General features: G+C 72.1%; 19 protein-coding genes. 8 read left to right on the forward strand and 11 right to left on the reverse strand.

The genetic code is table 11. The features are described from left to right. Window positions 1-146: 146 nt before the first annotated feature. The 7 genes from ASG76_RS11290 to ASG76_RS11320 all read right to left on the reverse strand — a co-directional run bounded on the left by ASG76_RS11290 (window position 147) and on the right by ASG76_RS11320 (window position 6,155). On the reverse strand, window positions 147-404 hold the full coding sequence (locus ASG76_RS11290) for a hypothetical protein (RefSeq protein WP_056602914.1): 258 nt from the start codon (window positions 402-404) through the stop codon (window positions 147-149). A gap of 52 nt (window positions 405-456) precedes the next feature. Next, window positions 457-921, reverse strand: coding sequence for an SRPBCC domain-containing protein (locus ASG76_RS11295; RefSeq protein ID WP_056602917.1), 465 nt, complete (start codon window positions 919-921; stop codon window positions 457-459). A gap of 2 nt (window positions 922-923) precedes the next feature. Continuing rightward, on the reverse strand, window positions 924-1,334 hold the full coding sequence (locus ASG76_RS11300; protein ID WP_056602920.1) for a heat shock protein transcriptional repressor HspR: 411 nt from the start codon (window positions 1,332-1,334) through the stop codon (window positions 924-926). After that, window positions 1,334-2,518, reverse strand: coding sequence for a molecular chaperone DnaJ (gene dnaJ / locus ASG76_RS11305; protein WP_056602922.1), 1,185 nt, complete (start codon window positions 2,516-2,518; stop codon window positions 1,334-1,336). The genes ASG76_RS11300 and dnaJ overlap by 1 nt, the downstream gene beginning before the upstream one ends. Before the next feature lie 41 nt (window positions 2,519-2,559). Then, complete coding sequence (gene grpE / locus ASG76_RS19600) at window positions 2,560-3,222, reverse strand: nucleotide exchange factor GrpE (protein WP_235529548.1); 663 nt, start codon at window positions 3,220-3,222, stop codon at window positions 2,560-2,562. After that, window positions 3,219-5,084, reverse strand: a complete 1,866-nt coding sequence (gene dnaK, locus ASG76_RS11315; RefSeq protein WP_056602924.1) for a molecular chaperone DnaK — start codon at window positions 5,082-5,084, stop codon at window positions 3,219-3,221. Before dnaK ends, grpE begins: the two co-directional genes overlap by 4 nt. Before the next feature lie 282 nt (window positions 5,085-5,366). Further along, on the reverse strand, window positions 5,367-6,155 hold the full coding sequence (locus ASG76_RS11320; protein ID WP_056602929.1) for a GNAT family N-acetyltransferase: 789 nt from the start codon (window positions 6,153-6,155) through the stop codon (window positions 5,367-5,369). Between the two features lie 136 nt (window positions 6,156-6,291). Between ASG76_RS11320 and ASG76_RS11325 the strand changes: the two genes are divergently transcribed. The 3 genes from ASG76_RS11325 (at window position 6,292) to ASG76_RS11335 (ending at window position 10,737) form a co-directional block, all read left to right on the forward strand. Further along, complete coding sequence (locus tag ASG76_RS11325; protein ID WP_056602932.1) at window positions 6,292-7,002, forward strand: SGNH/GDSL hydrolase family protein; 711 nt, start codon at window positions 6,292-6,294, stop codon at window positions 7,000-7,002. Between the two features lie 197 nt (window positions 7,003-7,199). Continuing rightward, window positions 7,200-9,197, forward strand: a complete 1,998-nt coding sequence (locus tag ASG76_RS11330; protein WP_056602934.1) for a M4 family metallopeptidase — start codon at window positions 7,200-7,202, stop codon at window positions 9,195-9,197. Between the two features lie 100 nt (window positions 9,198-9,297). Further along, on the forward strand, window positions 9,298-10,737 hold the full coding sequence (locus tag ASG76_RS11335) for a M28 family metallopeptidase (protein ID WP_056602937.1): 1,440 nt from the start codon (window positions 9,298-9,300) through the stop codon (window positions 10,735-10,737). A 26-nt stretch (window positions 10,738-10,763) separates the two neighbouring features. Here ASG76_RS11335 and ASG76_RS11340 read toward each other — a convergent pair whose 3' ends face one another. Further along, a complete protein-coding gene (locus tag ASG76_RS11340; RefSeq protein ID WP_056602940.1) occupies window positions 10,764-12,704 on the reverse strand; it encodes a M3 family metallopeptidase in 1,941 nt (646 codons plus the stop codon). A 73-nt stretch (window positions 12,705-12,777) separates the two neighbouring features. On the opposite strand from ASG76_RS11340, the gene ASG76_RS11345 reads away from it, so the two are divergent. Further along, a complete protein-coding gene (locus ASG76_RS11345) occupies window positions 12,778-13,620 on the forward strand; it encodes an aldo/keto reductase (protein ID WP_056602943.1) in 843 nt (280 codons plus the stop codon). 158 nt (window positions 13,621-13,778) lie between these two features. Beyond that, on the forward strand, window positions 13,779-14,996 hold the full coding sequence (locus ASG76_RS11350) for an MFS transporter (RefSeq protein ID WP_056602946.1): 1,218 nt from the start codon (window positions 13,779-13,781) through the stop codon (window positions 14,994-14,996). Here ASG76_RS11350 and ASG76_RS11355 read toward each other — a convergent pair. Further along, window positions 14,983-15,510, reverse strand: a complete 528-nt coding sequence (locus tag ASG76_RS11355) for a hypothetical protein (RefSeq protein WP_056602949.1) — start codon at window positions 15,508-15,510, stop codon at window positions 14,983-14,985. The two genes, ASG76_RS11350 and ASG76_RS11355, sit on opposite strands and share 14 nt — an antisense overlap. Window positions 15,511-15,637: 127 nt before the next feature. Between ASG76_RS11355 and ASG76_RS11360 the strand changes: the two genes are divergently transcribed. The 3 genes from ASG76_RS11360 (at window position 15,638) to ASG76_RS11370 (ending at window position 17,826) form a co-directional block, all read left to right on the forward strand. Continuing rightward, window positions 15,638-16,432, forward strand: coding sequence for a hypothetical protein (locus ASG76_RS11360; protein WP_056602952.1), 795 nt, complete (start codon window positions 15,638-15,640; stop codon window positions 16,430-16,432). Window positions 16,433-16,516: 84 nt separating this feature from the next. After that, window positions 16,517-16,816: a hypothetical protein gene (locus ASG76_RS11365; protein WP_056602955.1), complete on the forward strand. Its 300-nt coding sequence runs from the start codon at window positions 16,517-16,519 to the stop codon at window positions 16,814-16,816. Beyond that, window positions 16,813-17,826, forward strand: coding sequence for a hypothetical protein (locus ASG76_RS11370; RefSeq protein ID WP_056602959.1), 1,014 nt, complete (start codon window positions 16,813-16,815; stop codon window positions 17,824-17,826). Before ASG76_RS11365 ends, ASG76_RS11370 begins: the two co-directional genes overlap by 4 nt. A 6-nt stretch (window positions 17,827-17,832) precedes the next feature. Here ASG76_RS11370 and ASG76_RS11375 read toward each other — a convergent pair whose 3' ends face one another. Together ASG76_RS11375 and ASG76_RS11380 are read right to left on the reverse strand one after the other, a co-directional pair. Then, window positions 17,833-19,128: an MFS transporter gene (locus tag ASG76_RS11375; protein WP_235529550.1), complete on the reverse strand. Its 1,296-nt coding sequence runs from the start codon at window positions 19,126-19,128 to the stop codon at window positions 17,833-17,835. A gap of 52 nt (window positions 19,129-19,180) precedes the next feature. Next, window positions 19,181-19,936: a sucrase ferredoxin gene (locus ASG76_RS11380; RefSeq protein ID WP_056602967.1), complete on the reverse strand. Its 756-nt coding sequence runs from the start codon at window positions 19,934-19,936 to the stop codon at window positions 19,181-19,183. Between the last annotated feature and the right edge of the window lie 8 nt (window positions 19,937-19,944).

Consider the following 19,944-nt stretch of genomic DNA (forward strand, 5'->3'; position numbering starts at 1 on the left):
AGACCCTCGGCTGGAGGACACCAGCACAAGCACTCGACGAACTACTGTCAAACCCACCAAAACCAACCGGTGTTGCATCCACCGCTTGAATCCGCCGGCCCGGAAAGGTAGGTGGACCACCGCTGCAGCCGCGGAAGGGACCTCGGTCAGGAGTAGCGGTGGCTCTTCGCCGCGTGGCCCGCCTCGCGGGTGCAGGTGCGCCCGCTCATGTTGCGGTGGCCGCAGAGCTCCTCGCTCGCCGAGGGCTCGGCCGCCGCCGGGGCCGGCTTCTCCGCAGACTTCTTCGCGGCAGGCGCAGCCGGAGGCACGGCCGCCCGGGAGCGGGCGGGCGCCGAGCCGGCACGCTTCTGGGCCTCGGCGTACTTGGCCTCGCGCATGGCGCGCAGGTTGTCCATCTTGCTCATCGTTCGCTCACCCCCTGACCCTATGCGGAGCCTCGGACACCCGGGGCAGCGGTCAGCGCTCGAGCCAGGCCCTGAGGTTGGCCAGAGACGCGTCGAGGCCCTCCTGGTGCGCCTCGGCGTCGATCCCGGGAGGTACGTCGGTCACGTCGACCGCGACCCGCGTGCCACCCGAGTCGCCCGCAGTGAAGGTCCACGTCATGGTCATCCGACCGGCGTTGTCTGGGTCGTCGGAATCGAACTCCACGCCCCACACGACCCGCTCGCCCTGGACCAGCTCGTCGATCACCACGCGCGAGACGTCGGTGTCGTCGGTCGTCTTGCCGCGCCCACCTGACGCATCGCGGTAGTGGAGCGTCATGGTGAACCCGCCACCCTCGCGCAGCCGCGCGTCGCACAGCTCACCGCGCATGCCCTCCGGGGGCAGCCACTCCGCGAGGACGTCGGCGTCGACGAAAGCGGCGTACACCTGCTCCGGCGTCGCCGGCACGTCGACGGTGGCGCGGTCGATGCGCGGCACCGTCAGCTGCCCCGGCGCCAGACGACCAGCGACTGGCCGACGGCCTGGTGCAGCACCGGCAGCTTGTTGGCCGGGGCCAGCGAGGCGCGCGCGGCCAGCCCGCGGCGTACGGCATCGAGCTCGGCCACGAGCTCCTCGTTGCGCGCGCGCAGGGCGTCGACCTGGTTCTCGAGGTCCATGATGCGGCGCACGCCCTCGATGCCGATGCCGGCGCTGGTGAGGTCGGCGATCTCGCGCAGCCGCTCGAGGTCGCGGTGGGAGTAGCGCCGCCCGCCGCCACCGGTGCGGCCCGGAGCGATGAGGCCCATCCGCTCGTAGGCGCGCAGGGTCTGCGGGTGCAGGCCGGTGAGCTCGGCGGCGACGCTGATGACGTAGACGGCCGCATCCGGGGACGGCGAGCCGAACGTGCTCATCAGCTCGCTCCCTCGAAGAGCCCGCTGCGCAGCGGCTTGCCGGCCATGGCCGCACGGTAGGCCTCGACGGCCTCGCGCGCGGTCGGGTCGAGGTGGGAGGGCACCTGCACCTCGACGGTGGCGAGCAGGTCGCCGCGCGAGCCGTCGCGCTTGGTGGCGCCCTTGCCGCGCACGCGGAAGGTGCGTCCGTTGGGCGTGCCGGCCGGGACCTTGAGCGTCACCGGGCCTCCGCCGAGGGTCGGGATCTTGACCTCGGCACCGAGGGCGGCCTCGTCGAAGGAGACCGGGACGTCGAGGGTCAGGTTGTCGCCCTTGCGACCGAAGACACGGTGCGGGGCGACCTTGACGGTGACGAACAGGTCACCCGCGGGCCCGCCGTGGTCACCCGGGGCGCCCTTGCCCTTGAGCCGGATCCTCGCGCCGTCCTTGACGCCGGCGGGGATGCGCGCCTGGATCGAGCGTGCCGAGGTGCCGCGACCGCTGCCGTGGCAGGTCGGGCAGGCCTCGTCGTAGACGAGCTGGCGACCACCGCACGCCGGGCAGGTCTCGTTGATCGAGAACGCCCCGCCGGAGCCCGCCACCACGAAGCCCGCGCCGTCGCACTGCGGGCAGATGTGCGGACGCGTGCCGGGCTTGCCGCCCGTGCCCTGGCAGGTGGCGCAGGCGGTGTCGGAGGTGAGCCGCAGCGACACCGTCACGCCGTCGAGCGCGTCGGTGAAGGAGATCGTCGCCGTGCTCTCCACGTCGGCGCCGCGCCGGGCCCGGGGCTGCTGCTGGCCGCGCGTGCGCTGGCCGCCGCCGAACAGGTCGCCGAACATGTCGCCGAGCCCGCCCGCCCCGCGGTCACGCAACAGGTCGTCCATGGAGAAGCCACCGCCGCCGAAGCCGCCACCTCCCGTGCCGCCGCCCATGCCGGCGCCGAAGCCGCCACGCGCCTGCAACGAGCGGAACTCGTCGTACTTGGCGCGCTTGGCCTCGTCGCCCACCACGTCGTAGGCCTCGGCGACGGCCTTGAACTTCTCGTGCTTGGCGTCGTTGCCGGGGTTGGAGTCGGGGTGGTTCTCGCGGGCCAGCTTGCGGTAGGCCTTCTTGATGTCGGCCGCGCTCGCGTCCTTGGCCACCCCGAGGACCTGGTAGAAGTCCTTGGTCGCCCAGTCGTTGCGGAAACCGTCGGTGTCAGCCATGGACGGACCTCCCCTCCTTCACTCCGTGCAACCTGTCCCGGTCAGCCGTCGGCCGGGTCGACCACGAGCACCTGCGCCGCGCGCACGACGCGGTCACCGAGCCGGTAGCCGCCCTTGGCGACGTGCTTGACGGTGGTCACCTCGACGTCCGCGTCGGTGCCGAGGTGGCTCAGCGCCTCGTGCAGGGTGGGGTCGAAGGCGTCGCCGGGCTCGCCGAAGCGCACGAGACCCGCGGCCGCGACCACGCGCTCGAGCTGGTCGGCGACGGCCTTGAAGCCGCCGTCGAGCTCGTCGTGCTCCTTGGCGCGGTCGATGGTGTCGAGCACCTCGACCACCGGCGCGAGCGCCTTGTAGGCGGCGTTCTCCGCGACCAGCTGGCGGTCACGGTCGACGCGCTTGCGGTAGTTGGCGTACTCGGCCTGCAGGCGCTGGAGGTCGTTGGTCAGGTCGGCCAGCGAGCCCTTCATCGCGCCGAGCTCGTCGACCTCGGTGTCGGCATCGGGCCCGGGGCCCTCCTCGGCGGTGCCGGGGGTGTCGCCGGCGACGGCGTCACCGGCGACCTGCTCCTCGACCTCGGTCTGCGCCGGGGCCTCTCCGGCCACGTCGCCGAAGCCGCCCTCCGGAGAGGGAGCCGCGGTGGGCTCCCCCTCCGGGAGGTCGTACGCCTCGGTGCCCGGGGTGGGCTCGTCGGGGCGACGGGTCACTTGGACTCACCCTCGGCGGCGTCGCCCTCGGTGGGCTCGTCGACGATCTCGGCGTCGACGACGTCGTCGTCGGACTCGCCGGTCGCCCCGGTGGCACCACCCGCGGCGGCCTGGTCGGCCTCCGCGGCGGCGTACATCGCCGCGCCCATCTTCTGGCTCGACTCGCCGAGCTTGGTGACCGCCGCGGTGATCTCGTCGGAGGTGGAGTCCTCCTTGGCGAGGGTCTCCTTGAGCGCGTCGACGTCGCCCTGGACCTCGGTCTTGACGTCCTCGGGGAGCTTCTCGGCGTTGTCGGCGAGGAACTTCTCGGTCGTGTAGACCAGCTGGTCGCCCTGGTTGCGGGCCTCGACGGCCTCGCGACGCCGGGCGTCCTCCTCGGCGTACTGCTCGGCCTCCTTGACCATGCGGTCGATCTCGTCCTTGCCGAGCGCGGAGCCACCGGAGATGGTCATCGACTGCTCACGGCCCGACGCCTGGTCCTTGGCCGAGACGTGCACGATGCCGTTGGCGTCGATGTCGAAGGTGACCTCGATCTTCGGCACGCCGCGCGGGGCCGGCGGGAGGCCGGTCAGCTCGAAGTTGCCGAGCGGCTGGTTCTGCGACCACATCTGGCGCTCGCCCTGGGCGACCTTGATCTCGACCGACGGCTGGTTGTCGTCGGCGGTGGTGAAGATCTCCGAGCGCTTGGTCGGGATCGTGGTGTTGCGCTCGATGAGCGTGGTCATCACGCCGCCCTTGGTCTCGATGCCGAGCGAGAGCGGGGTGACGTCGAGGAGCAGCACGTCCTTGACCTCGCCCTTGAGCACGCCGGCCTGCAGCGCAGCGCCCACGGCGACGACCTCGTCGGGGTTGACGCCCTTGTTGGGCTCCTTGCCGCCGAGCAGCTCCTTGACGACCTCGGTCACGGCCGGCATGCGGGTCGAGCCGCCGACGAGGACCACGTGGTCGATGTTGGAGACCGCGACGCCGCCGTCCTTGAGCACCGACTGGAACGGCGCCTTGGTGCGCTCGAGCAGGTCGGCGGTCTGCTTCTGGAACTCCGAGCGCGTCAGCTTCTCCTCGAAGTGGAGCGGGCCGGACTCGCCGTGGGTGATGTAGGGCAGGTGGATCGTGGTCTCGCTCGAGGACGACAGCTCGATCTTCGCCTTCTCCGCGGCCTCCTGGAGGCGCTGCTTGGCGATCTTGTCGGCCGCGAGGTCGACGCCGTTGCTGTCCTTGAACTTCTTGACCATCCACTCGACGACCCGGTTGTCCCAGTCGTCGCCACCGAGGTGGTTGTCACCGGAGGTCGCCTTGACCTCGACGACGCCCTCGCCGATCTCGAGCAGGGACACGTCGAACGTGCCGCCACCGAGGTCGAAGACCAGGATCGTCTGGTCCTCGCCCTTGTCGAGGCCGTAGGCCAGCGCGGCCGCGGTGGGCTCGTTGACGATGCGGCTGACGTTGAGGCCGGCGATCTCGCCCGCCTCCTTGGTCGCCTGGCGCTGGGCGTCGGAGAAGTACGCCGGGACGGTGATGACCGCGTCGGTCACGGTCTCGCCGAGGTAGGCCTCCGCGTCGCGCTTGAGCTTCTGCAGCACGAAGGCGCTGATCTGCTGGGGGGTGAACGACTTGTCGTCGATGTCCACCTTCCAGTCCTCGCCCATGTGGCGCTTGACCGACCGGATGGTGCGGTCGACGTTGGTGACCGCCTGTCGCTTGGCGACCTCGCCGACGAGGACCTCGCCGGACTTGGTGAAGGCCACGACGGACGGGGTGGTCCGGGCGCCTTCGGCGTTGGCGATGACGGTGGGTTCGCCACCTTCGAGGACCGCCACGACGCTGTTCGTCGTGCCGAGGTCGATGCCGACCGCTCGAGCCATGGTTGCTACCTCCTGCTGGGGTTCTGCGTGGGATCTGCCGTTGTGAGCCATCCTGCCGCGCTGAGCCGGAGGAGGCAAAACAGTTGAGTCGGTGCGACTCAAGTCTGCTCACAGGGTAGAACGCAGGATCCCCGCGGATGTTCCCGGGGGCGCGAAGTATTTTGCGACTCGAGCGGACCATTGGTCGCCTGACGCACGCCGTGGCGCGGCATCGCGTGCGTCGAGCGACCAAAGGTCCGCTCAACCCCGCCGTGGACGCGGCGGATGACGGGTCAGGCCAGGTCAGCGGGTCCAGACGTAGGGCGTCGTGGTCGTCACCGGCCGCAGCCCCGAGCGCTCGAGGATCGGACGCGACATGTCGGTGCAGTCGGAGTGGATGTAGCGGATCCCCCGGGCCACGGCGGAGCCGGCCCGGGCGGCGACGAGCGCGCGGTAGATGCCGCGGCCGCGGAAGTCGGGCAGCGTCGATCCGCCCCAGATCCCCGCGAACTCGGTGCCCGCGACGGGCGTGAGGCGGCCCGCGCAGACCACTCGGCCCTCGACCTCGGCCACCCAGAGCTCGGCCGCCCCGGCCTCGAGCTCGGCGAGCGACGACGCGACCGAGGGGCCGCGACCGGTGCCGAAGACCGAGTCCTGCGCCTGCTTCATCCGGGCCACGTCGGCCTCCGCCCCCGGACCCGGCTCGATCTGCCGCACCACGACCCCGGGGTCCAGCGGCACGTCGACCGCGAGCAGCGCCGCCTCGCCGATCATCACCGTCTCCACCGGTTCGGCGACCAGCCCGTTGGCGACGAGCCGCTCGCCGAGGTCGGCCGGCCGGTCGTGCCCCCGCGACTTCCACTCGAACGACGCCACGGCCGTGTCGTCGCGGTAGTGCGCGAGGGTGCGGCCGATGGCGGCGTCGAGCGCCGCGCCCTCGAGGCCGCCGAGGTCGCGGTAGGACACGAACCCCCCGTGCTCGAAGACCGCCCACCACAGCGGGCCGTCGCGCACCACCTCGTGGGCCCTGGCCATCTCGGCGTCGGTGCGGAGCTGGTCGTCGTACGCCGTCAGGAGGGGGTCAGCCGTCATGCGGCGCAGCCTAGGGCGGGCCGATCGCCACTGCCCGGGGGTTTCCGGCACCGCCCCCGCCCGCTCCATCGAAATCAGGGGGAATCAGGGGTCGGTTCGGCTTCGCGACGGGGGCCCGAGGACGCACACTTCTCTCGTGCTCCAGGGGGTAGGCCTGCGTCGGGTCGTCGGCGTCTCAGTCATCGCGGTCGTCCTCGCCGCGCTGATGGCCTTCTACGTCGACGACCGCGCAGGCGCCGGCCTCGCGCGGTGCCAGCAGCACCGCGCCGACGCCCGTGAGCGCGCAAGCATCGTGACCGGCTCCGGGGAGCGGGTGCTGGTGATCGGCGACTCCTGGTCGGTCGGGCTCGGGCAGGACGACCTCGGCGCGTCGTGGGCCCGCGACCTGCCCGGCGAGGTGCACGTGGCCGGCTTCTCGGGCTCGGGCTTCAGTGCCCGCGCGAGCGTGTGCGGCGCCGTCTCGTTCGCCGACCGCGCGTCCACCGCACTCGGCACCCGGCCCCAGGTCGTCGTGGTCGAGGGCGGCCTCAACGACTACGACCAGCCGACCGCCGCGATCACCGCGGGGTTCCGTGACCTCATGGCCGATCTCGCCGGGCACCCGGTCGTCGTCGTGGGCCCCGCGAGCGCACCCGTCCGCTCGCGCGCGGTGCCGCGGGTCGACGCACTGCTGGCCGGGCTGTCGCGCGACTACGGCGTCCCCTACGTCGCCACGAGCGACCTCGACCTCGACTACCTCGCCGACCGCCTGCACCTCACCGAGGCCGGGCACCGCGAGTTCGGCGCTGCCGTCGCCGACCGAATCGCGAGCGTCGAGCCCGCGCGACCCGCGGTTCTGCGCCACTGACCGCTTCGCGGCACGGGAATCGCGCGCGTCCCCGATTATCGGACGCCAGACCCGTGTCGTGCAGGTTCTCGCGTTGCACGAACCTGCAGATCAACCGCCATTGACGGTGGTCGCCTTGGATTGCGAACTTGTGCACTGGTCCGCTTCACCAATCCCCCTCGGGCCGCCGGCTCGATCTCACGATTGGAAAAACCCCAGTGAAATCTCTCCGACTGGCCGCACTGGCCGGTGTCGCATCGGCTGCGGTCGTTGCGTCCTTCCTGGCACCGACCGTCACCCCGGCCGATGCCGCTCCCGCGGCGGGCAACCCCCGCCTCGAGGCCCAGCAGGCGGCCGCCGCCTGGGTCCAGGGCCACGGCAACGCGCTCGAGCGCTCCTCCCAGGACGCGTTCGTCCGCGCCGGCACCTACACCGGTGCGGCCGACATCTACTCGGTCGCCTACGAGCGCACCCACGAGGGCCTGCGCGTGGTCGGTGGCGACTTCGTCGTCCTGGCCAACGGTGACGGCCAGGTCGTCGGCTCGTCCGTCGCCCAGGACTCCCCGGTCGACCTCGCCAGCACCACGCCCAAGATCCCCGCCGCCCGCGCCACGGCGGCCGCCCGCACGCTGGCCGACCAGGGCGCGGAGACCTCCACCCCCGAGCTGGTCATCTGGCACCGTGAGGCCGGCACCAAGCTGGCCTACGAGGTCGAGGTGCGCGGCACCAAGGACGGCGAGGTCTCCTGGCAGCGCGCCTGGATCGACGCCGACAACGGAGAGGTCCTGGAGTCGCGCGAGCAGATCGCGCACGGCACCGGCACCGGCGCCTGGGAGGGCTCGGTCTCCATCCCGACCTCCGGCTCGGGCACGTCGTACTCGATGACCAACACCAACGCCACCACCCTGAAGTGCCAGGACGCCGCCACCAACGTGACGTTCTCCGGCACCGACAACGCCTGGGGCAACGGCGTGGCCACCAACAAGGAGACGGGCTGCGTCGACGCGTTCTACAGCGCCGAGCAGGAGCGCCTCATGCTCGCCAACTGGCTCGGGCGCAGCGGCATGAACGGCTCGGGCGGCTGGGTGCCGATCCGCGTCGGCCTCGCCGACGTCAACGCCTACTACGACGGCACCCAGGTGCAGATCGGGCACCGCCAGGGCACCAACGAGTGGATCGGCGCCATGGACGTCGTGGCCCACGAGTTCGGCCACGGCATCGACGACAAGACCCCGGGCGGCATCTCGAGCAACGGCACCCAGGAGTTCGTCGCCGACACCTTCGGCACGGCGACCGAGTTCTACGCGAACAACCCGGCCGACCCGGCCGACTACACCATCGGCGAGGAGGTCAACCTCGTCGGCGCGGGCCCGATCCGCGACATGTCCAACCCGGGCAACGTGGGCGACCCGTCGTGCTACTCCAGCTCCATCCCCACCGCCGAGGTCCACGCCGCGGCCGGCCCTGGTGACCACTGGTGGTACCTGCTCGCCAACGGCGGCACGTCGAAGTGCAACGGCCAGGCCGTGAGCGGCGTCGGCGTCCAGAACGCCATGAAGATCATGTACAACGCGATGCTGATGAAGACCAGCTCCGCGTCCTACCTGAAGTACCGCACCTGGACCCTCACCGCGGCGAAGAACCTCGACTCGACCTGTGGCCTCTTCAACTCCACCAAGGCTGCGTGGAACGCCGTGAACGTTCCCGCCCAGACCGGTGACCCGACCTGCGGTGGCACCACCACGCCCCCGCCCACCGGCGGCCAGCTCCTCGGCAACCCGGGCTTCGAGTCCGGCGCGACCGTGTGGACCGGCAACACCGGCGTGATCACCACCAACACCGGCCGCCCGGCCCGCACCGGGTCCTACAAGGCATGGCTCGGCGGCAACGGCACCACCAGCACCGAGACCATCAACCAGTCGGTGGCCATCCCCTCCACGGCGACCGCGGCCACGCTGTCGTACTGGATCCGCACCGACACCGCCGAGTCCGGCACGACCGCGTACGACAACATGCGGGTGCAGGTCGTGGACGGCTCGACCGTCACCACGCTCAAGACCTTCACCAACGTGGGCACCAACGCGACCTACACCCAGTACTCGCACAGCCTCACCGCCTACAAGGGCAAGACGGTCACCATCCGCTTCACCATGACCGAGGACTCCTCGCTCCAGACGAGCTTCGTGGTCGACGACACCGCGCTGAACGTCTCCTGACGTCCCAGTCGTGAACTAGCACCGCCGGACGGGGCGGGGCAGCGCTGCTGCCCCGCCCCGTTCTCCGTCCCCAGCCCTGCCCACCTCTCGGGAGATCCCCATGCGCTCACTCCGTACGACGGCGCTCACCGCCGTCGCGGCGTCCACCCTCGCCGCCACCCTGACCGGCGTCACGCTCGCCGGCACCAGCTCGCCTGCCGAGGCGGCCACCGCGCCCGACCTCAGCGTCACCAACGTCACCGTCCACCTGCAGAAGCTGCAGGACATCGCCACCGCCAACGGCGGCAACCGCGCCACCGGCCGCCCGGGCTACAAGGCCTCGCTGGACTGGGTGAAGGCCAAGCTCGACGCGGTCGGCTACACCACCGCGGTGCAGTCGTTCTCGACCTCGTCGGGGACGTCGTACAACCTCGTCGCCGACTGGCCGGGCGGCGACCCCGAGCACGTCGTGATGACCGGCGCCCACCTCGACAGCGTCTCGGCCGGCGCCGGCATCAACGACAACGGCACCGGCTCCGCGGCGGTCCTCGAGGCCGCGCTGCAGTGGGCGGCGAGCGGCAACACCTCGCGCAACCACCTGCGCTTCGCGTGGTGGGGCGCGGAGGAGCAGGGCCTGCTCGGCTCCAACAAGTACATGTCGTTGCTGCCGACGGCCGACAAGGACCGCATCGACCTCTACATGAACTACGACATGGTCGGCTCGCCCAACCCCGGCTACTTCGTCTACGACGACAACGCGGTCGGCAACTTCGCCCGTGACGCGATGGCGGCCTACTACACCTCCAAGGGCATCCCCTGGGAGTACATCGACGTGCAGGGCCGTTCGGACCACGCGTCGTTCCGCAGCTACGGCATCGCCACGACCGGCATGTACAGCGGTGGCGAGACCATCAAGACGTCCGCGCAGGCCTCGAAGTGGGGCGGGACGGCCGGCGCCGCGTTCGATGCCTGCTACCACCGGTCCTGCGACACGATCGCCAACATCAACGCCACCGCGCTGGACCGCAACATCGACATGATCGGCCACATGGTGTGGCTCTACGCCGACAAGGACTTCGGCACCACCGCGCCGCCCCCGGGCGGTGCCAACCTGCTCGCCAACCCGGGCTTCGAGTCCGGCGCGACGGGCTGGGCCGGCACCACCGGCGCGATCACGACCAGCACCTCGCGCCCGGCGCGCACCGGGTCGTGGAAGGCCTGGCTCGGCGGCAACGGCACCACCTCGACGGAGAACCTCTCCCAGCAGGTGACGATCCCGTCCACCGCCAGCGCGGCGTCGCTGTCCTACTGGATCCGCACCGACACCGCCGAGACCGGCACGACGGCGTACGACACGATGAAGGTGCAGGTCGTCAGCGGCACCACCACGACCACGCTCAAGACCTTCAGCAACGTGGGCACGAGCGCGACGTACGCCCAGTTCTCGCACAGCCTGCTGGCCTACCGCGGGACGACGATCACCGTGCGCTTCCTGATGAACGAGGACTCCTCGCTGCAGACCAGCTTCGTCGTCGACGACACCGCCGTCACGACGAGCTGAGCCGCGGGTCGCCCCTGCTCCGCCGGCTACTCGACCAGCCACGCCTGCCAGGCGTCGAAGGAGTAGGGCCGACCCAGGAAGTCGGCCACCAGGTCGGCCGCGTCGCGGCGACCGCCCATCGCGAGCACTTTGTCGCGGTAGGCGGTCGCCACGGCTGGCGCGAACATGTCACTCGTGTCGAAGGCCGAGAAGAGGTCCTTGGCGATCACCAGCGACCACATGTAGGTGTAGTAGCCCGAGGAGTAGCCGTCGAGGTGGCCGAAGGCGCAGTGCATGTGCGCGCCCTCGAGCGGCGGGAACACCGAGTAGCGGCGCTGCAGCTCGTCGCCGTACGCCGTCAGGTCGTCGTGCTCCCCGGCGTGGAAGAAGTAGGACCGGGCGGCGTAGGACATCTGCTGGGCGGCGTAGAGGCCCTTGCCGAACTGGTCCGCGCGCCGCATCGCCGCGACGAGGTCGGCCGGGATCGTCTCGCCCGCCGCGTCGCGCGCGAAGGTCGCCAGCACGTCGGCGTCCCAGGCCCACTCCTCCAGCATCTGGCTGGGCGCCTCAACGAAGTCCCACTCCGTGGCCACGCCCGAGAAGCGCACCCACTCCCCCTGGCCGCCCAGCACGTGGTGCACGAGGTGGCCGAACTCGTGGAACAGGGTCACCACCTCGTCGTGCTCCATCACGCCGCGGCTGAAGTTGCAGACCAGCACGCCCTCGGGCAGCTGAACGCCCGCGACGCCCCGCACCAGGTCGAACTGCGCGGCGTGCTTGAACTTGCCCTCGCGCGGGTGGAGGTCGAGGTGGATGCGCCCGATCCGCGCCCCGTCGAGACCGACGTCGTAGGTGGCGACCTCCTCGTGCCAGGTGCCCGCCTCGGACTGTGCGACGGGGGTCCACTCGAGGCCGAACAACCGGCCGGTGACGTCGAGGAGGCCCTGCCGCACCCGCTCGAAGTCGAAGTAGGTGCGCACGACCTGGCCGTCGACGTCGTACTGCTCGCGACGGACGAGCTCGGAGTAGTGGCGCGAGTCGTAGGTCTCGACGGCCTCGGCCCCCGGTGCGTCGACCCGCTTGCGCTCCAGCAGCACAGCGAGCTCGGCGACGGCGCGCTCGTGGGCCGTGACGCTGATGCGCTCGATGAAGTCGGCGACGTTCTGCCCCGACCCGATCATCTTGACCTCGGTGTCGTAGTCGGGCCACGACGAGTAGCCCAGCAGGCCGGCGGTCTCGCGGCGCACGGCCAGCAGGTCCTGGAGCACCTGGTCGTTGGCGGGCCAGGCCACGTTGTTCTGCGCCAGCGCCAGCTCGCGGCGCGCCTCGCCGTCGGCGCCGAACGTCATGAACGGCACCAGGTCGGGGTAGTCGGTCGTGATGGTGACCAGGCCGTCGTCGTCCGCGGGGTGCGCCGCGCGGTAGTCGTCGGGCAGCCCGGCCAGGCGCTCGGGCGCGATGCGGATCGACCGGACGTCCTCGCGGATGTTGCGGCCGAAGTCCTGCGAGAGGCGCACGCCCTGCTCGCTCAGCTCGCGGAGGCGGTCGCGCGTCGCCTGGTCACGGTCGACGCCGGTGCGGCGGAAGTCGCGCAGCGTGTGCGCGAGGACGCGGGCGGCGTCGGCCTCGAGGTCGCCGGCCTCCGGCGAGGCCGCCAGCCGGTCGAACACGTCGAACAGGTCGCGGTCCTGCCCGAGCTCGGTGACGTACTTCTGCACCTGCTGGCTCAGCTCGTCGGCACGACCGCGCACCGCGGCGTCGGGGTGCACCTCGGCCCACAGCGACACGGCGTCGGCGTTGGCGATCGCGGTCTGCGCGGAGTTCCACGCACCAAGCACCTCGGTCGCACCCGTCGCGACCTTCACCTGCTCGACCCGGGCCCGGGCCTCGGCGAGCTCGCCCTCGCAGCGACCGGCGACCCAGGCGAGCCAGTCACCCGCCCCCGGGAGGTCGATCGGGCGGGGCTGGGCGTCGGTGTCGTGGGTCACCGGCCGAGCCTATGACGGCACCCGCCCGGGTGGCTCGCGGAATACGTCGGGCGCGGGTGGCGTAGGGATAGGCATGACTGTCCCGAACCTCGACCTCCACGACGGCACGTCCATCCCCCAGCTCGGCTTCGGCGTCTTCCAGGTGCCGCCGCCGGAGACCGCGGCCACGGTCGCGCAGGCCTTCGAGGCCGGCTACCGCCACATCGACACCGCTCAGATGTACGGCAACGAGGCGGGCGTCGGCGCGGCGATCCGCGACTCCGGCCTGGCCCGTGACGAGATCTACGTGACGACCAAGCTCAACAACGGCTTCCACCGCCCCGACGACGCGCGCCGCGAGATCGACGCCTCGCTGGAGCGCCTCGGCCTCGACCAGGTCGACCTGTTCCTCATCCACTGGCCGCTGCCGACGAAGTACGACGGCGACTTCGTCCAGACGTGGCGCGCCCTGATCGAGGCGCAGGAGGCCGGGAAGACCCGCAGCATCGGCGTCTCGAACTTCCAGCCCGCCCACCTCGACCGCATCGTCGAGGAGACCGGTGTGGTCCCGGTCGTCAACCAGGTCGAGGTGCACCCGTTCTTCGCCAACTCCGACGTCCGGGCGGCCAACCGGCGCCACGGCGTGCTCACCGAGGCGTGGTCGCCGATCGCGAAGGGCACGGTGGCCGACGACGACACCATCGGCGAGGTCGCCTCGCTCGTGGGTCGTACGCCGGCCCAGGTCACGCTCCGCTGGCACGTGCAGCGCGGCGACATCGTCTTCCCCAAGTCGATGAACCCCGACCGGATGCGCCAGAACTTCGAGATCTTCGACTTCGAGCTCGAGCCCTCCCACATGGCGGCCCTCGACGGGCTCGACCGCGGCGAGGCCGGGCGGCTGGGCCCGAACCCCGACGCGTTCGACTGGATCCCCTGATCCTCCGCTGAGCGGTGCGTGAGGGGGATTCCGGGACCCGTGAATCCTCCTCACGCACCGCTCGCGGCGTACGTCCCTGCTGAGCGGTGCGTGAGGCGGCTTTCCCACCCGCGGAACACTCCTCACGCACCGCCCGGGCCAGCACGTAGCGTGTCCGGGTGACCACGGGGGCGAGCCAGACCGACTTCCGGTTCCGCGACATCGCGCTGGTGGCCTACGGCCCCTCGGTCGTCTCGGCCGTCGGGCACGGCGCGATCATGCCGGTCCTGGCCCTCCGCGCCCGCGACCTCGGTGCCGACGTCAGCACCGCGGCCGTCATCGTCGCGCTCACCGGCGTCGGGATGCTCCTCGCGAGCCTGCCCGCCGGTGCCCTGGTGGCACGCGTCGGCGAGCGCCGGGCACTCGTCGCGGCGGGCTTCGTCGACGCGGCCGCGATGTCGTACGCCGCACTGACCGACACGGTCCTCGGGCTCGCGCTCGGCGTGCTGCTGAGCGGGGTGTGCTGGACGCTCTTCCTGATCGCGCGCCAGGGCTTCATGATCGACGTCGTGCCGGCCAGCCACCGGGCGCGGGCGATGTCGTTGCTCGGCGGGTCCTACCGGGTCGGCGTGCTGATCGGTCCGCTGCTGGGCGCCGGGCTGATCCGGCTCACCGACCTGACCAGCGTCTTCTGGCTCGGCGCGGCGATGTCGGTGGGCGCCTCGCTGCTCGCCTCGACGATGCCCGACCTGGGCGAGGAGACGAGGGAGCGGGCGCGCACGAGCGGGCACCTGGGCGTGTGGACGGTGATCGCGGCGCACCGCCGCCTGCTCCTCACGCTCGGCACGGCCGTGATCGTCCTGGGCACGAGCCGGTCGCTGCGCCTGAGCCTGCTGCCGCTGTGGGCCGACCACATCGGCCTGTCGGCCTCGACGACGTCGCTGATCTTCGCCGGCGCCGCCGCCCTCGACGTCGCCTTCATGTGGCCGGGCGGGTGGCTGATGGACACCCGAGGCCGGATGGTGGTCGCCGTGCCGGTCGTGCTGTCCATGGCGGTGGCCTGCCTGCTCCTGCCGCTGGCGACCTCCGCGCTCGGCGTGGCGCTGGTGATGGCACTCATCGCCAGCGGCAACGGGCTGGGCTCGGGCATCGTGATGACGCTGGGCGCCGACGCCGCTCCCGCGGAGGGCAGGTCGCAGTTCCTCGGCGCGTGGCGGCTGTGCGGCGACATCGGCAACACCGGCGGGCCGCTCCTCGTCGGTGCGGTCGCCGCCGTGGCCCCGCTCGCGACCGCGTGCCTGGTGGTCGGCGTGTTCGGCCTGGCCGGTGCCGGCTGGGTGGGCCTGTGGACCCGCAGGGTCGACCGCGACCGTACGTCCGGCGTCAGCCGACCGTGACGGTGACCTCGTTGGAGATCGCCTCGGAGTCGGTGTCGACCACGCGGAACTTGTTGGGGCCGACCCGGCTGGTCTGGACGTACGTCGTGAAGGTGCCGCCGATCACGGGCGCCGTGACCGGGAAGTCCGACCAGGCACCGTCCTCGAAGCGCTGCACCTGCAGGATCGCGCCCTCTCCGGCCGGGTAGGTCCCGGTCAGGTCGATCTGCTGCATCGGGCTCACTGACTGCTGCGTGGCGGACAGCGAGATGGCCTCGGCCGGCGCCTCCGACGTGGACTGGCTCTCCGACGGCTGCTCCGGCTCCTGCGTCGCCGACGCGCTGCCGGTGTCGGTCGGCTTGGGCAGGTTGAAGGTGGAGGCCGCGCCACCGCTCGACCCGGCGTCGGACGATCCACCGATGCCCGTGGCCTTGACCCCGACGATCACCGCGAGTCCCCCGAGCAGCCCGATGACCACGGCGACGCCGACGAGGGCGATGAGCCCGGTCAGGACGGGACGGTTCTCGGTGTCCATGACGACCTTCCAGTGGCGGGACGGAGCGCCCCCATCATCCAAGACGACTGCTCGCGTGGCCAACCGCGGCAGGCACCCGCGCCCGGGTCCGCGTCGGCGGCAGCCGCGCGGCAGGCAGGATGGCCCCATGCAGTCACCGTTGCGACACGGCAGGGCAGCCATCGGCACGACGATCGCCGGGGGTGCCCTGGCCGCGCTGTCCCAGGCGCCCGAGCGCGCCTCACGCCTGCTGCGCCACCGCTACCCGACGGTCGCGGTGACCGGCATGACGGGCGTCGGCAAGACCCGGCTCGCCGACCGTCTCTCCCGACGCGCGAGCGCCGAGTCCTCGGCAGAGGGCGGCCCGGACGTCGGCTCGGCGGTCATGGAGCGACGTACGCGCCGCGACGCGCGGCTGCGCGGCTACCGCTTCCGGGTCGTGCCGGGCGAGAACGCCGCCACCCGGCTCGGCGCGCTCGACGAGCTCTTCCACGACGAGCCCGTCGACGGCGTCCTGCACGTGGTGGCCAACGGCCACGCCACGCCGCGCCGCACGGCCGGCACGACCGGGGCCGCCTCCGCGACCCGCGAGCAGCAGCTCGCCGCGGAGCTCGAGGACTGGTCGATCACCGCCCACCGCATCGCGGGCATGGCCGTGCGGCGCGAGCGGCCCACCTGGTTGGTCATCGCGGTCACCAAGGCCGACCTCTTCGCCGACGACGTCGACGCGGCCGTGCACTACTACTCGCCCGGCAGCGGCTCGCCGTTCGGCGACAAGCTCGACGAGCTGCGCGCGCTGGCCGGTGGCGCGAAGCTCTCGATCGACGTGCTGCCGGTGTGCGCGCAGACCGGTGGGCGGAAGTCCTCCGCGCCGGAGCAGGCCTGCACGGACCTGCTCGGGCGGCTCGAGCTGCGCCTGGCCCAGCTCAGCGGACACGTCTGAGGGCTGTCCGGGCCACGCCCACGAGGTGATCCACAGCCGCACCATCTGGGGTTTCGGCACCGTCCATCGGGGCAGAAGATCGGCATGAGGCCGATCGCGATCAACCAGCGGGCGCTGCGCGGCGCCAAGGAGGACCTCGACTCCGCCCGCGAGGACCTGCGGTCCGCGCTCGGCGAGATCGACCACCCGGCAGCCGACTTCCCCTGGCGCGACCTGCTGGTCGAGGGCGTGCGCAGCCTCGTCGCGGACGCCGAGCAGGTGGCGCGGCGCTGCCGCTCGGTCGCCGGCGCGATCGACGACTCGATCATCGACTTCGACGAGCTCGACCTCATGGTGGGTGAGGCCGCGCAGGTCGCCGCGCGCCTCGATCGGGTGACGCCATGACCAAGGTGCTCGTCGACGCGATCGAGGCCCAGCAGGACACCCTGCGCTTCGGCGACCCCGTCGGGTGCCGCTACCACTGGCTCGAGCCCGACCAGGTCGACGCCTACGGCGACTCCGTGCGCCGCCTCGGCGCCAAGGTGGAGCTCGCCGTCGACGCCTTCGACCGCACCGCCTCGCTCTCGGAGGAGGTCTTCTCCGGCGAGGCCGCCGACACGCTGCGCACCCGCGCCGCCCATCGCCACGACGAGTCGGCAGCGGTGCGCGACAAGCTGCGCGGCCTCGGACGCGCCATCAACGACTACTCCGACGTGCTGCGCCGCCACCGCGAGGGTCTCGAGCAGCTGCGTGCCTACGCCGTCTCCGCCGGTCTCGAGGTCCGCGACCACCGCATCTGGCCACCCGTCGAGACCCTGGCCGACGACGCGCCGCAGCAGGAGGTCGACGCCTGGGACCACGCGTGGAAGGCCTACCGGCAGTGCTTCGACACGAAGGTCGAGCTCCGTGACGCCCGGCGGGCGAGCACGCGAGACCTCGTGCGGGCGCTCGCCGACTTCGCGGACGTCCACCCCGATCGCGATCGCGCGGCGTTCGTCGCCGGCGGCGGGCGGCAGGTCGACTTCGGCGACCTGCGCCGCGAAGCGGCCGACGAGGCGATGGACGCCGTCGACGCCCACGACGCCGCTGACTCCGCGCGGCACACCGTCGAGGCGCTCAAGCGTCGCGAGCAGACCGCCCTCGGCGACCTCGAGGAGCTGGTCCTGGCCGAGCGGCCGCCCGAGGAGGTCCAGGCCCAGGCCGACAAGGTCGCGGCCCTCCACCGCGAGCTGGTCGAGGCGCGAGTCGAGGCACGCGACGCCGACGCCGTCGCCGACCGTGAGCAGGCGCAGGCCGACCGTGCCGCGCGCACCCTCGCCGACGCCGAGGCCGGTCGACCCCGCCTCGTCGCGCAGCCGAGCGCCCCGGCCGCCGAGCAGGGCACGCCGGTCGACCTCGACGACCGGTGGGGCTAGGACGGGCTAGGTCGGGCCGCCGGCGCCCGCGCTGCGACGCTCCCGCTCTGCGACGGCGTACGGGTCGGTGCGCGAGTCGTAGGACCAGAAGTCGCGCAGCGCCGCGGCGGTCAGCAGCACGCCGACCACGCACGCCGCCCCGCCGCTGACGATCGACCCGCGCACCGACCAGGCGTCGGCGACGAAGCCCGCCCGGGTCTCACCGGCCATCGGCCCGAGCGAGTAGGACAACATCTCGATGCCCGCGAGGCGCCCGCGCATGGTGTCGGGGATGGTCTGGTTCCACACCGTCGAGCGGAACACCGCGGACACCATGTCGGCGGCCCCCGAGAGGGCGAGGAAGGCGCAGCACAGCCAGAACGACGGCATCAGGCCGGCCAGTGCGATGCAGGCGCCGTAGAGGCTGGCCGCGATGACGATGGCGCGCCCGTGGTGGTGGACGCGCCCGACCCAGCCGCTCAGCGCCGTGGCGACCAGCGCGCCGACCGTCTCGGCGGAGTAGAGCACCCCGAGCAGCTCCGGGCGCTCGAAGACCTCGTGGGCCAGCGCGGGGAAGAGCACGACGGGGATGGCGAGCATCATCGCCGCGATGTCGACGACGTAGGTGCCGAGCAGGTCGCGCCGGCGCAGTGCGTACGTCAGGCCCTCCTGGATGCCGCGCAGGCTGGGCGGCGTGGTCTCGCCGTCGTGCGGGTAGGGCCGCATCGCCGCGAACAGGCCGGTCGCGACGGCGTACCCCGCCATGCCGACGAGGAAGCACCACCCGACGCCGGCGTAGGCGACGAGCAGGCCTCCGATGAGCGGTCCGACCAGGACCCCGAGCTGCATCGCGAAGCTGCTGAGCGCGTTGGCGGCGGCGATCTGGTCGTGGCGCACCGTGCGCGGCTCCAGGGCCTCGCGCGACGGGCGCTGCATCGAGCTCGCCGCGGCGTAGAGGCCGGCCAGCACGAAGATCACCCACACCCGGGGCCGGTCGGAGAAGGCGTTGACGGCGAAGACGGCCATCAGCACCACCTGCACCGCGCCCGTCGCCACCAGCAGCCGGCGCCGGTCGACGTGGTCGGCCAGCGCGCCGCCGTAGAGCCCGAAGACGACGAGCGGACCCAGCTCGACGAGACCGACGAGGCCGACCATCAGGTTGGAGCCGGTCAGGTCGTAGATCGCGAACGGGACGGCGACGTAGGCCACCATGCTGCCGAGGTAGAACACGCTGCCCGCGGTGAACAGCAGGCGGAAGTCGCGCGACCCACGCAGCGGCGAGACGTCCATGCGCAGCGCTCGCAGCCGATCGGTCCAGGTCACGAACGCTGATTCTCCCAGCCGTGCCGCGTGCCCGGCACCGGATTTTCGCCGCTCAGCGCGGGCGCACCTCGTAGCGCGTGGTCCCCTTCACCTTGTCGTCGCCGCACGACTGGCGCCTCGTCGGTCCGGGCACGGCCACGACCTCGTCGTCCGGGTCGCCGCCGCCGAGGACGTGCAGCTCGTGCGCCTGCTCGGCCCCGGGCCGGCCCGCGCGTCCGCGGCACACGTCGAGCGGCACCTCGCCACGCTCGACGGCCTCGCAGGAGGCGAGAGCGTTGGCGGTGTCCAGCCGGCCCAGGGTCAGCCCGCTCGGCAGGGCCAGGAGGGTCCCGGAGAACCGGTGCCCGCCGAGGTGGGTCGTCTCCCACGTGCCGTCGGGCCACTCCTGGCTCAGCAGGCCGGCGATCGGGCGACCGATCTCGGCGCAGCACCGGTCGCGCTTGCCGTTGGTGCACACCAGCCACAGGTCGGTGTCGTACGTCGCCATGTGGTCGAGGTCGAGGTCGAGGAGGTCCTCCGGCCGCTCGAGCACCGTCGCGGTGACGTCGTAGCCCTCGGCGGTGGCGCGTGCCCGGAAGACGTGCGTCCCCGTGCCCGAGGCACCGTCGTAGCGGCGCAGCAGGAAGACCTTCAGGTCGAGCGAGGCGAGGTGTTCGCGGACCTCGGCGGGCAGCCTGTTGTCGGTGACCGCGTCACGGCCCCACGGTCCGGGGCACTCGACCAGCAGGAGGTCGGTGTCGGTGGGGGCCGTGCCGACGATCGGCTCGCCGTCCTCGACGCTGGCGAACGAGCACCGGAAGTCAGCCATGCGGTGAA

Source organism: Nocardioides sp. Soil774, from assembly GCF_001428125.1.
Lineage (GTDB): Bacteria > Actinomycetota > Actinomycetes > Propionibacteriales > Nocardioidaceae > Nocardioides.

Excerpts from the sequence above, each read along its gene's own strand:
- ASG76_RS11290 (WP_056602914.1), bottom strand. The coding sequence starts at position 404 with ATGAGCAAGATGGACAACCTGCGCGCCATGCGCGAGGCCAAGTACGCC.
- ASG76_RS11300 (WP_056602920.1), bottom strand. The coding sequence starts at position 1,334 with ATGAGCACGTTCGGCTCGCCGTCCCCGGATGCGGCCGTCTACGTCATC.
- dnaJ (WP_056602922.1), bottom strand. The coding sequence starts at position 2,518 with ATGGCTGACACCGACGGTTTCCGCAACGACTGGGCGACCAAGGACTTC.
- dnaK (WP_056602924.1), bottom strand. The coding sequence starts at position 5,084 with ATGGCTCGAGCGGTCGGCATCGACCTCGGCACGACGAACAGCGTCGTG.
- ASG76_RS11320 (WP_056602929.1), bottom strand. The coding sequence starts at position 6,155 with ATGACGGCTGACCCCCTCCTGACGGCGTACGACGACCAGCTCCGCACC.
- ASG76_RS11335 (WP_056602937.1), top strand. The coding sequence starts at position 9,298 with ATGCGCTCACTCCGTACGACGGCGCTCACCGCCGTCGCGGCGTCCACC.
- ASG76_RS11345 (WP_056602943.1), top strand. The coding sequence starts at position 12,778 with ATGACTGTCCCGAACCTCGACCTCCACGACGGCACGTCCATCCCCCAG.
- ASG76_RS11355 (WP_056602949.1), bottom strand. The coding sequence starts at position 15,510 with ATGGACACCGAGAACCGTCCCGTCCTGACCGGGCTCATCGCCCTCGTC.
- ASG76_RS11360 (WP_056602952.1), top strand. The coding sequence starts at position 15,638 with ATGCAGTCACCGTTGCGACACGGCAGGGCAGCCATCGGCACGACGATC.
- ASG76_RS11365 (WP_056602955.1), top strand. The coding sequence starts at position 16,517 with ATGAGGCCGATCGCGATCAACCAGCGGGCGCTGCGCGGCGCCAAGGAG.
- ASG76_RS11370 (WP_056602959.1), top strand. The coding sequence starts at position 16,813 with ATGACCAAGGTGCTCGTCGACGCGATCGAGGCCCAGCAGGACACCCTG.
- ASG76_RS11380 (WP_056602967.1), bottom strand. The coding sequence starts at position 19,936 with ATGGCTGACTTCCGGTGCTCGTTCGCCAGCGTCGAGGACGGCGAGCCG.